Genomic DNA, 210 nt, shown 5'->3' with positions numbered 1-210 from the left:
GCACCTGAGCGTCAGCGGCGGGTCCGGCGGTAAGCCGGTAGAGACGATGTCGCTGAACTTCACCAAAATCAAATGGGAAATCACCGCCCAGAAATCGGAAGGCACCCAGCAGGGCACCAGTTCATCCGTCTGGGATATGGCGCTGAATAAGAAAGGCAGCTAATGGTGGAGCCTTTCATCCCGGTTGCGCTATTCGACAGGCTGCTGGAT

Annotated in this window: 1 pseudogene; it reads left to right on the top strand. The window is 56.7% G+C overall.

Annotated elements, in window-relative coordinates:
* Nucleotides 1-163: pseudogene (locus FDW87_RS23175) on the top strand (type VI secretion system tube protein Hcp); the annotation flags it as partial.
* Nucleotides 164-210: the final 47 nt, after the last annotated feature.

The sequence above is a fragment of the Citrobacter sp. wls826 genome (assembly GCF_005281245.1).
Classification (GTDB): Bacteria; Pseudomonadota; Gammaproteobacteria; order Enterobacterales; family Enterobacteriaceae; genus Citrobacter; species Citrobacter braakii.
Note: the sequence above shows the minus strand (reverse complement) of the source record. Positions and strands in the feature narration are given on the sequence as shown.